8 protein-coding genes are annotated in these 11,791 nt (G+C 48.8%); 2 read left to right on the top strand and 6 right to left on the bottom strand.

The genetic code is table 11. The annotated features are described in order from the left end of the window. Positions 1 to 155 precede the first annotated feature (155 nt). From BMZ54_RS07625 to BMZ54_RS07600, 6 genes are all read right to left on the bottom strand, one after another. A complete protein-coding gene (locus BMZ54_RS07625; RefSeq protein WP_089908679.1) occupies positions 156 to 2,984 on the bottom strand; it encodes a CARDB domain-containing protein in 2,829 nt (942 codons plus the stop codon). A 6-nt stretch (positions 2,985 to 2,990) separates the two neighbouring features. Beyond that, positions 2,991 to 4,661: a glycoside hydrolase family 88/105 protein gene (locus tag BMZ54_RS07620; RefSeq protein WP_162277494.1), complete on the bottom strand. Its 1,671-nt coding sequence runs from the start codon at positions 4,659 to 4,661 to the stop codon at positions 2,991 to 2,993. Beyond that, positions 4,645 to 6,189: a glycoside hydrolase family 28 protein gene (locus BMZ54_RS07615; RefSeq protein WP_089908673.1), complete on the bottom strand. Its 1,545-nt coding sequence runs from the start codon at positions 6,187 to 6,189 to the stop codon at positions 4,645 to 4,647. Before BMZ54_RS07615 ends, BMZ54_RS07620 begins: the two co-directional genes overlap by 17 nt. Before the next feature lie 81 nt (positions 6,190 to 6,270). Beyond that, entirely contained in the window at positions 6,271 to 8,160 is a 1,890-nt protein-coding gene (locus tag BMZ54_RS07610; protein ID WP_089908670.1) for an ulvan lysase-like protein, read from the bottom strand. A 45-nt stretch (positions 8,161 to 8,205) separates the two neighbouring features. Beyond that, on the bottom strand, positions 8,206 to 9,279 hold the full coding sequence (locus BMZ54_RS07605; protein WP_089908667.1) for a LacI family DNA-binding transcriptional regulator: 1,074 nt from the start codon (positions 9,277 to 9,279) through the stop codon (positions 8,206 to 8,208). A gap of 58 nt (positions 9,280 to 9,337) precedes the next feature. Then, positions 9,338 to 10,102 (bottom strand): phytanoyl-CoA dioxygenase family protein, encoded by a 765-nt coding sequence (locus tag BMZ54_RS07600; protein ID WP_089908663.1) that lies wholly within the window; start codon positions 10,100 to 10,102, stop codon positions 9,338 to 9,340. Positions 10,103 to 10,186: 84 nt separating this feature from the next. Between BMZ54_RS07600 and BMZ54_RS07595 the strand changes: the two genes are divergently transcribed. After that, positions 10,187 to 11,089 carry an AraC family transcriptional regulator gene (locus tag BMZ54_RS07595; protein ID WP_089908660.1) on the top strand — a complete coding sequence of 301 codons (903 nt, stop codon included), beginning with the start codon at positions 10,187 to 10,189 and terminating at the stop codon, positions 11,087 to 11,089. A 43-nt stretch (positions 11,090 to 11,132) separates the two neighbouring features. Then, positions 11,133 to 11,771: an NAD(P)H-dependent oxidoreductase gene (locus BMZ54_RS07590; protein ID WP_089908657.1), complete on the top strand. Its 639-nt coding sequence runs from the start codon at positions 11,133 to 11,135 to the stop codon at positions 11,769 to 11,771. Positions 11,772 to 11,791 lie beyond the last annotated feature (20 nt).

Here is an 11,791-nt window from a genome sequence, read left to right as displayed (position 1 = left end):
CGTTGGCTCGCTTCCGGTAATTTAAAAAATGTCCCCCCAATTTATTGTAATACTCCGGATCAAAAAAAAGAAAAACTTCCTCTATAAACTCGATAACTCTAATATAAAACAATTTTTCGGTAACGTACCCGGAAAATACAAAAAACATAAAAATATTATTCTTTCGTGTTATGATCTGCCGTGAAATATAAAGCAGCTTCGTTATTCAACACTGTGATTTCCGGTTGTTCTCCGTCAATTTTAATTCTTACCAAATGCTTTCCGGGAGCCGCTTTCCAGTGAAACAATAATTGCTGCGTGCTTGACTGCAGATCATCAGGCGTTTCCAGTGAAGTGATCACTGTGCTATCTTCCACCACATCATCCACATAAAATTTTACCCGGCTGTTCAGGGCTGCCGCATTTCCAATATTATGGATAGTGATCTGTACCACATACATGTTATTTCCGGCGCCTGGTCTTATCACAATATCCTTAGCGGTAAGCCCGGGATCCGCTTTAGGCGCAGGGCTACCGGGGTAAGCCTGCAGCTGTTTTACAGTTACTATCAGCAGCTGTTGGCCGGGCAGGGTAAGTGAAATGTCTTTTACCCGTTCCGTAATGGTGATGGTATCTGTAGTAAGTGCTTCATCCATGTTATCATCCTCATTCTTATCAAGACCGGTGCTTACGCTGTACCGGCCGGGCTGCAGCTGCCAGCTGCGTAATTGCACCCTTCTCTCCTGCCCAAAATTGTATAGGGTTGCCTGTAAAAAGTGCTGATCGCCGCCATTCACAAGGATGGCTACATCCTTACCGGTATTTTTCCAGGAAGCCAGCAGGCTGGGATATTCATACCCTGCGCCAAAATGGCCCAGGTACATACCGGATAATAAGCTGTTATTGGGAATGTATACGCGATCTGTAAATTTTACTTCGCTGGTCAGCAAAGGAAAATTGTAGCGTAAGCTGTTCAGCATTTCTTCCAGTCCCTGTTCAATTACTTTTTTATCATGATGCAGTGTATACCGGTTATAATGCGCGCCATATTGATCCACCAATGTATCATAACGGCTGCTGTTACTGAGCTGCCGCGCCATGGCAAACAGCTTGCCCATTGGGTTGCTGCCGGCTGTATGATCTATACCGCCGCTAAGCAGCTGTTGCCGTACCCAATACAGCGATCCGGTTGCAGTATCTTTTTCCTGCAGGGGCTGCGTCATTAACCTTGCATTGGTGTTAATGGTCTGCAAAAAAATTTGCTTTTGCGTAAGCGCGTATAGCCCTGCCAGCAAATATTGCAGCTCATTCACATGCCCCAGGTGATCCCAGTTGTAATACGTGTAGGTAAGCTGCGGGTTATACCACTGTGCGGAATGGCCGCCTATTTTATCACCTTCAAAGGCCACGGCCGACGGGATCACTCCCGCCGGCTTGCCATTGGTGGCCCTGTTGGCATCGGTTATCCATGCCTGTCCCCATTCACTCAATAATTTTATTAACGTGGGATTGTTGTTATACCAGGCGGCCCATAAACCGGGCAGCAGCGCTCTTGCATTCATAGCTACATCCACATCATACGGATAATATGCTGATACTGCTGTGGCAGATAAATAGTAAGAACGGAAATGCCGGTGCCCCATGGAAGTAATGCCGGTCCACACATCCCTGAAATTCTGCATGCTCGTCAAACATCTTTCCACGTATTCCGGATCGCCGTATCTGATCAGGAACATACCGGGATGCGTATCCCTGAAAAGCTCTGCTGCATGTTCCACATCATCTATTCTTTTTGCAAAACCGCGTTCCAGCACGCCGCTGTTCCAAACCCCATCTGCCAGGCGGGTATAGCCCACGAGGGCCAGGCTGTCATCTGCACCCAGCACCGGCGGAAGCCACCAGCGCAGCATTTCCACATCATCCCCGTACTTGCCGCCCATCTCTCCATTAGCTGTTTGTTTTACGCCTACCCACCAGTGAATGATCTTTAATAAACGGTACATTACTTCCCGCTGGTACACGGCCCACAAGGGCGCGTTTTGCGGGGCTCCCGGTATATTACAGGTATCCATTACCTTTTGTCCGGTATACATTTTAAGCAGATTATTATCCGGGTAAGTTTGCTGTAATTTTTTAAAAAGCTCCCGGGCCCTTGCCTGCTGCCATGTGTTATCATCTTCCTGGTCCAGCCAGTAGTAAGTGCGCGCCAGCAGGTACTGGGCGCGGTTATACAAGGGATCGTCTGCATCAGCGGTTACCTGCTCCAGCAGATCGGCTGCGGCATTCATACGGTATATTAAACTTAGCCCGGTTTCCTGTACCGCCCATGACCAGCCGCCACCTTCAAAATATTTACAGGCCAGCAAGTATTTGCGGCATATATCTGCCTGGTTGGCAAAGGCTATATTGTTACTGTCCGGCTGTTGCAGGAACTGTTCTACTGCAGCTGTATCTTCATCCAAAGGGGTATCAAACTGTATGTCACGGTTACGGGTACACGGCCTTAATTCCAGCGCATATAAACCTACCGGGGTGCCCTGCCCCCTGATGCTTATGACCGTATTGGCTTCTTTCAGCGTTATTTTCCTGCGTAAGGTATGATAAGGCAAGCGGTACAGGGGCGTGTTAATGGTATCCGGCAGGGGCCTGTGATCTACGGCCACCGTCATTTTCAGGTCCACAGAATCTTTGCAGCCCAGGCTCAGGATCATAAAGTAATCACCGGCCGGCACATCTGCCCGGAACACCAGGCTGTCTTTTGCCCATACGCCGCTGCGGAAAATGGGGCTGTATAATTTTTCATTGGCAGTATCAAATGTGCCTGCCGGCGCCTGCAGCCATCCAAAACCTTTTTGCGCATTGTACTGCATGGGAGGTGTAATGCGGGTATAACCCGGCGTTGCGGCCTGCTGTTCACTGCCCATATCAAACAGGTAGTTCTGCGGCTGTTTACCGCAGGCGCAAAGGAACATGATCCCAAACAGGTATAAAAATGTTTGCCGCAATGAATATTATGGTTTAAGTTCCGCGATTGCTATTCCTGCCATGATCACCGCGCCCAGGCCACGGGGATCGTTATTAACCGTTTTCCGGTTTATATAGAATTTTTCATCTGCACCTATTTCCGTGCCCTGGCAAATACCATGCACCACACCAGTGCTGTCTATGTTAGCCGCTACTCCTTCCCAGGCCTGTAAGGCATGCTGTTTAAAACCCGGAGCCAGCCAGCCATGCTGCAGGCCTTTAGCCATAGCATAGGCAAAAATGGCAGTACAGGAAGTTTCCTCATAACTGGCCGTACAGTTTATGAGCTGATGCCACCTGCCGCTTGCTGCCTGGTAGCGTAACAAGCTGGCCATATGCTGCTGAAAGGATCTTAATATTTTCGTATAGGCGGGATGTGTATCCGGCAATGCTTCCAGCAGCACTACCGTGGCCCATGCTATCCAGCCGTTGGCGCGGCCCCAGTAGGCTACTGACTGCCGGCGGGTAGTACTGAACCAGCCGTGTTTGTATAAGCCGGTTTGCGGATTGTACAAATATTTCCGGAACTGCAGCACCTGTTTTACGGCGTCTTCCAGGTACTGCTGCTTACCGGTGGCCTGGCTCATGATCACCAGGAAGGGTACGCTCATAAACAGGTCGTCGGCCCATACCGTAAATTCAAGCGGCTCAGGGCGGCAAAAAGTGCTATCCGGTAAGCGTACCTGCTTATCCGTTATATACTGCAGCAAGGGCCCCAGTAAAGTGCTATAAGCCACAGCATCTTTTTCCTTTTGGTACAGGGCTGCAAAAGGCAGGGCAGCCGCCCCGGCATCATCCAGCATGGTGCGCCGGAATACACGGTGGTAGCTGCCCCGCCAGGCATAAAGGGAATCGTATTGAAACTGAAGATTAGAATAGTTATCGAACAGGAACCGGGTATATCTTTTTACAAAGTTGCTATAACGGCTGTTGTTTGTTGCCTGTTGCAAAGCTAATAAGGTCCATACAGCAGTGCCGTGGGAGTAATGCCAGTTAGCATAGGATTCCCGCTGGTAGGCCGCAGTACTGTCGATCAACAGCTCCGGCAGCCAGCGTTGCGGCGCTGTTTGCCAATAGGCATAGGCTCCCTGCGGATTAAATACGGGTTGTGTAGCCTGCACTGCCTGCCTGGTGTATAACCAGGGCTGCGCGCTGAACTTTACCGCTGTTTCCTCATCGCCTGCAGCTGTTATTGCGCGTAAAAAAATAACCGCCCGCGAACGGGTATGGATCAGTATTTCATTTTTCCCTTTATGCAGCGGGGCGGTAAAATATTTATTGAAGGTAAAACGGTTGTAGGCAATCTCTTTAGGGTTTACCACATTGGCAGCATCCTGTTCATACACCCGCTGCTGGTTGATCCATACCTGTACCGGGCCTGCGCTGGTAATGCCAAAGCGAACCAGGGTATCTGCCATTGCATCGGCAAAACGAAGCGCATAAGCGCCCTGTGCTGCATTCAAAGACCTGGGATCAATTACCTGCATGCCCAGCACTTCTTTTTGCGGTTCCCAGCTCCATTCAAAACGGGTATCATTTATAAGCCGGTCAGCCACCTTGCAGGCCAATGCCAATGCAGGTGCATGCTGCGCTACCGCGGTATGCAGCAGCAATAAAGCCATGCTTAACAGGCCAGTTATTTTACTTTGCTGCTTCATCTGCTTTAATGTTGATGGATTGTTGATCCTTGATCCATACACGCTGCACCGGGTAAGCATTGCGGCTGTTGCTTATGATACCCTCCTTACTGTTATTAATGTACACGGCAGCGGGTGTGCTGCTGCCGGTTTGCACATCCAGCCCGTTCAGGGTGAACTGCTGCGTTTGTGCTACCACTACACCCGGACGTGTTTCTTTTCCTGCATTACGCAGTGTAATGTCAGACAAGCGCACATCTTTTGCATACCGGATAAAGAATCCGTATGATGGCAGGTTGCCAAACATAGTAGCCTCCGGGTATTCTGTTTCTTTTTCTACTACCGGCTCATACAGGTTCACCTTTGCCCCATCGCCTTTGGTTTCGATGTAGATGTGTTCCAGTGAAATATTTTCCAGCGGCGCTTTTGCAATACCGCTGATAGAGCAGCCTGTTTCATCTGCGCCTGTAGCAGTAATGTTAGACAGGTGAATGTTACGCGCACGGCCCGGCGCAGGTACCGGCGCATCTTTTATATGCGGCCTGGCCCTGTTGCCCAAACGTACAAACAGCGGCACCTGCGGCCCTTCTATCACTATGTTGCTGATGGTAATATTTTCCATGATACCGCCATCCACCATTTCCAGCGAAATGCCGCTGTTGCCAGCCGGTTTACCGTAAATGGTGCTTAGCTGCGCAGAGGGTTTGATCACACAATTGCTTACTGCAATGTTCCTGAAACCACCGGTTGATTCTGTTCCAAACTTTAATGCATTACAATGGCTGCTGATGACACAATTGCTGATGGTAATATTTTCTGAGATATGGGAAGAGGTGCTTTTAATGGTAATACCATCATCATCCGAATCGCCGGTTACACCGGAAATATGTACATTCCGGCAACCATCAATATCCATCATATCATTGTTCTTATTAGAGTGGTTCCAGATGCACACACCTTCTATCCACACAAATTCACAACCCAGGTAATGCTGCATCCAGAAGGCGGAGTTACGCAGCGATATATCCCGCACCTTTACATTTTTACAGTTGATGAACCAGAGCAAATAAGGCCGGTCGCGGTAACGGTCCGGTTTCTTATTGGTGGTAATTACAAATGCGCCGCCCTGCCCGTCAATAGTGCCGCTGCCTTCAACGCCTACGTTCTCCTGGTCTTTACAAAAGATAAGGCTTTGCCTGGCCCACTCATCTCCATAAAAACGGATGCCGGCATCCTGGTAGGGATATTGTTTTGTATCCGTATGGCCCAGAATAGTGGCGCCGGCGGCCACGTGCAGGGTAACATTACTTTTCAGGTAAAGCGTAGCGGTTAAAAATCTGCCTGCAGGAAAATATACTTTTCCGCCCGTGGCAGCACAGGCATCTATTGCTTTTTGTATGGCTTTTGTATTATCTGTTGTACTATCCCCTACTGCACCATAGCGGGTTACATCATACCACTGCGCTTTTACGCTACCGGTAACGCCTGTGAACAGGCAGCACAGGAACAGGACGTGGAATATTTTTTTGGTTACGGGAAACAATTGCATTACGTTTTTCACTTTTACAGATAAAATAAGATCTGGTCCTAAATTAAGTCTTTTTCGGGTACGTACCCGTTTTTAATCATTTTATTTGTCCGCTGGTGTATTTAACACCTGCAGGCAATAGGTTACACTGCCGGAAATGGCCTCCCCTTCCGGCTGTATTTCCAGCTCCAGCGGCCAGGCTTTCAGCGCGGGGTAAGGCGTCCAGTAACGGGCTGCCTCCCGCCCTGTAATCCATCGCGCCTTACCGGATAAGATCCTGAGCGCCCATTGTTTTTTACCGGCGTGGATTAGTATGGTATGATCATCTTTTTGCTCAAACCTCATACCTGCATATTGTATAATGGGCTCAATCACATGCACTACCGGCCAGGCATCATGCCAGGTAACGGTAATTGTTTTTTGCAGCGCACTGTCGGTGAACAGGTAGTTCAGCTGGTACCCTACCCCGCCGGTAAGCCCATTCTTATCTTTCAGCTCACCGCTGACATTTACGGCATACTGTTCCTTTGCTATTTCATGAAATGATAAACGGCTGTCAAACTCATAAAGGTTGGTGAAATAACCTGCGCTATCCGTATATTCTATCCTGGGCGTAAGCGGCAGCACACCGGGAGCTTCCGGAAAGCTCATAGGCTCCGGCCGGCTATATACCGTAGGGCTGGATGCGGTTATAAAGCCATGCCCTGCGGCCCACAGGTGGCTGATAGCACCACCATCAGGACGGTACATGTATTTACCTTTGGCGCCGGCCGGGTCTTTATAACGGTAAGCAGTAATGGTAGCCATGAATTGCTGCGTGCGTATTTCAATAACATCCAGCGTGGTAAAGTGTTTTATCCAGCTGCTGCTATCAGCCGGAATAGCTGCTAATGGCCGTGTGTCCCTGGTTTCCAGCGTGTAGGCCAGCGCCAGGTTCTTGGCTTTGGCAAAGGTGGGATAAATACAGGGCGGCGTATTAAACAGCTCCGCATGCTGCGGGCCATAACCTATCAGGCCAGCGGTTATATTGCTGCGAAGGAATTGCAAATTTCTCAGAGAGGCGTTAGCATAACGTGGATCCTCATCAGCATATAGGCTGAATAAAACCTGGCAGCCATCAGAAGTGGCACTGCCATACCCAGTCCATTTATTGGAGCGGATGCCCCAGGAAGCATCCAGCGAGCCATCGGGATAAATAAAATATAAATGATTTTTCAATGCTCTTTTCACATAACCATCTACCAGCGTATCGGCCGTCAGGCGTGCGTACAGGCCCAGCCCCCATAACGACATTTCCATATCATAACCCAGGTCCACTCCCATTTTATTGCCATGGCTGCGGCCTCCTTCACCGTTCAGGAACCCGTCTTCATCCATTTTGGCAACCGTTCTGCGGGCCAGCTGCCGCGCCTTTTGCGTATAGGCATGCTGGTGTAACACTAATCCTGCTTTGGCTAAAGTAGCGGTAGTAGTAGCTACATAATTAATGCTGGCAAATTCCGGCGTCATTACCCTGTTAAGATAAGCGGCGGCTTTTTCCATGCTGCTGCGCCATTGTATTTGCTGTGCGGTTGTTAATTGCGGGGATAATTTTTCGTAGGCTAACAATAACATTAGCAGCTGGTCGGTAGTAGTGCCTGTCCATTCTTCCGGGGTTTCTTTCCAGCTGCCATCTGCCTGCTGCTGGCGGAAAAGCCAGTCAGCCGCACGTTTTGCAGCCTGCGCGTAACGGGCATCACCGGTAATATCAGCAGTAATGGCAAACGGATACACTGCTTCTGCCGCGCGGGTATGCCATACCTTGCAATGCGCACACCAGATACCGCCGGTATTATTCCCGGCGCTGTCTGCTGCCTGCCGTTCCAGTAACGCATTGGTTAAGATTACCAGCATGGCGGCATATTCTTTTTTGGGTGATAGTTCCTGCGAACTGGCCGGAACAGCTATTCCCGGCAACCCTGCCAGTAAAAGATATATAAGAACACGGGTCATAAGCATTTGCTGTTCACACCTGATGCCTTTATATATCCCTTACCGTTAGTTGCGGTAAAAAAGGTAGTTCTCCCTGGTAATAATATCAATAGGCATCAGGTAGTTTTTCTCTATAACATTGGAATATACCAGGTGCTGAAAAAGCGTCATAATACCCCGGTATCCCTGCTCCTGCGGCTTTTCGCAGATCAGGAAATCTATATTGTCTGCTTTAAGGTGTTGTACATTATCGGTTGTAAAATCATAGCCTAACAAAATAATATCCGTACGGCCGGCCGCTTCGAGGTAACGGGCCACCAGCGATACACGCGAGTTAGTGACAAAGATGGCTCCAATATTTTGCTCCTGTTTGATCAGCTTTGCCAGCTTACGGGATACCCCGGCATACTCTGTATCCTTGGAATCCAGCGTTAGCAGCGGATTTTCCAGCTTACGGTCTTTAAAATAAGCCCTGAACCCTTCTTCCTTACGCAGGATAGCGTAGTTGGTGCTTATTTCCCGGGCTATTTTAGCGATCACTATTTTCTTATCCCTGGCCGTGCAATAGTGCACCAATTGGGCAGCCAGGTAACCGCTGTGAAAACTTTCAGGTCCTATATAACACATGGCATCATAGCCCGGAATATCAGTATTAATGAGCACATACGGGATACCGGCCTTTTTGCTATGCTCTGTCAGCTGCACCGCCGGATCCGGAAAAGTAGGCGTAAATAAAATGCCCTGCGGTTTAAAACGAATGATCTTCTTCACTTGTTTTTCAAACGTGCTTTCATCATTCTGATCAAAATAAAAGTAGTGAATGTTCACCCCGTATTGTTTGATCTCGCTTTCCGCTTTAGTGATACCATCCCTGGGCGCCTGCCAGAACTCTGTTTCCGGGGATATAACCGGCAGCAATACTGCCAGGTTAATAGTGCCGCGGGTGGCCAGGGCCAGGCGTTGCGCCAGCACATTGGGCTGGTATCCCAGCTTATCTATGATAGCCTGTATCTTCGTTTTGGTTTTCTCCGACACTCCTTCCCTGTTGTGGATCACCCTGTCAACCGTAGCGATGGATACCTGTGCAAGCCTTGCTATTTCCTTTACGCCGGCAGCAGCTTTGGCATTATTTTTCTTCATAAAGTTTCAAGCGTATGTAACAAATATAGAAAAATAATCAGCCGCCCGCTTGTTAACGTTAGTCTTTAGCGCTGGTATTACGCACCTCCCGCTCACCTGTGTGGTCAAAGCCACGCTCCCGCTCAAATTGTATCATGGCTGCCGGCCTGAAGTTGTTAATGAAGGCACGGCGACGGTTACCCGTACTGTTACCGCGGCTATAATGCAGCGTTGCGCCCTGGTGCCATACGCAGGAACCTGCTTTTATTTCTACGGCTACACCTTCCTTTTCTTCTGCATCACACATCAATGCGCCACCGCCACTGCCGGCCGGCCGGTGTGCGCGAACAGGCTGCCTGTGTGAGCCCGGTACGTACCACATACAACCATTATCTTTCACCGCATCATCCAGCGCTACCCAGCAGCTGGCGGCACGTGTGTCCGGCATGCTGATCCAATAAGCGCAGTCCTGGTGCCAGGGTGTAGGCGTATTGGTAAAAGGCGCTTTATCTATCAGCATATCAAAATCCATATCCATATCGTCACCTAACAGCTCTCTGGCAATAGCCAGCGTTCTTACATGCAATACCTCATTCAGCAATGAGGGCAATAACCTGCCCGGTAACATGATCTGGGTGATACGCTCACGGGTAGCGGACGACCGGGTGCCATCGGAAAAGCCGCCCAGGTCTGAACGGAACTTACCTGTATTGATCTTATCATCCAGGAATTGCTGGTATATATCGCGATAATAATTGATCTCGTCCGGTGTCAGCAGATCGTTCATTACCAGGTAACCATCGTGGTTAAAGGCTTCGATCTGGGCTGCAGTAATAACCCCCATAATATATTTTTTTTGTCCCTGTTCAAATGTACTATTGTATATTTAAGAACTATTTCAACATAGTACTCCAATACTATTTTATACATGGCAAAACGTACGGCCTTAGATATCCATTCCACCGCAGAGCGCCATATCATTGACTTCCGCCAATGGGGCTGGAAGGACATTGCCGTGCTGGGGAAATATCATTACAAACAAACCCGCACCTCGCTGGATGCCCACTCACACCAGCATATGCTGGAGATCTGTTTTTGCAGTAAGGGGGAACAGGTGTATAAAGTGAACAAGACCCTGTATAAAATAAAAGGCGGTGAGCTGTTTGTTACCTATCCCGGTGAATTACATGGCACCGGCGAATTCCCGGAAGAAAAGGGAGAAATGTACTGGATCATTATTAACATGGATACTACCCGCAACGCACGGCGTTTCCTGCATTTCGACGGTAAGCTGGCTGCTGAATGGAAGCGGCAGCTGCTGCAGCTGCCCCGGCACTTTAAAGGGAACAGCAAGCTAAAAACCACGCTGGAACAGGTGTTTCAGCATTATGCACAAAACAGCTCCCTGCTGGATCAGATACATGTACAACATTTGTTGGCAGATTTCTTACTGTCTGTGATCAGCTGCTCACAATCTGCTACGGTACGCAGGATAGAGGAACGGATGGATAAGATAGACGCCTACATCCGCGGCCATCTGGATGAACCGGCCGTCTTACCGGAGCTGGCAGCACAGGCGGGTTTATCCCTCTCCCGCTTTAAAACCTGGTTTAAAGAAGCTACCGGCACTACCCCGCTGGATTATGTATTAAAGTATAAAATTCAAAAAGCGCAGGAAGCCCTGCTGAAAGGAAAGCTGTCTATTGCCGGTATTGCCTATGAAACCGGCTTTCAGAATGCACAGTACTTTGCTACAGTCTTTAAACGGTTCACGGGTTTAACACCTGGTGCATATAAACAACGTGCAGGCGGTAACGTTAAAAAAGGCTAGTGGCCAGCTATGCTATCCCATCATAAAACAATTAAAAAATTATATGGCAGACAACAAGAAGATCCTGATCATAAATGGATCTGTAAGAGGTAAACAGGGAAATTCAGGACGCATTGCAGCCAAAGCGCTGGCCTATCTTGATAGCAAAAAAAGTGTTATTACAACCATACTCACCTTAACAGATCCTATGCCGGATATAAAGGCTGTGTATAACCTGTTAGCCGCGCATGACGGCTTTCTTGTAATAACCGGCGTTTACTGGAATAACTGGAGCTCTCCACTGCAAAAGTTTATTGAAATAGTAAGTGTGTTTGAAAATTCGCCTGCCTTTTTCGGGAAGCCGGTTACCTGCGCTGTTTCCATGGATTCTGTAGGAGGTATCGAAATTGCAGGCCGTTTGCATGCGGTATTTTCCGGTTTGGGATGCTGGAGCCCGCCCTGTTCCACGCTGGTTATATCGCGGGTTGGACAAGCAGCAGTAGATGCCACAAAAGGTACCGCAAATGATCCCAATGAAGATGTATGGCGTTTGGATGATATTAAAGTAGTATTGGATAACCTGGTTATTTCAACACATATAAAGAGTGAGTGGATAAGCTGGCCGCACGCTGAGCTTAGCATAGCAGAAGGCCCCTGGCCGGATACCGGCGCTGTTGACCTGGGATCACCTAAGTTTTTATAAGGGTTATGAGATTAGCCCTT

The organism is Chitinophaga rupis (assembly GCF_900109685.1).
Classification (GTDB): Bacteria; Bacteroidota; Bacteroidia; order Chitinophagales; family Chitinophagaceae; genus Chitinophaga; species Chitinophaga rupis.
Note: the sequence above shows the minus strand (reverse complement) of the source record. Positions and strands in the feature narration are given on the sequence as shown.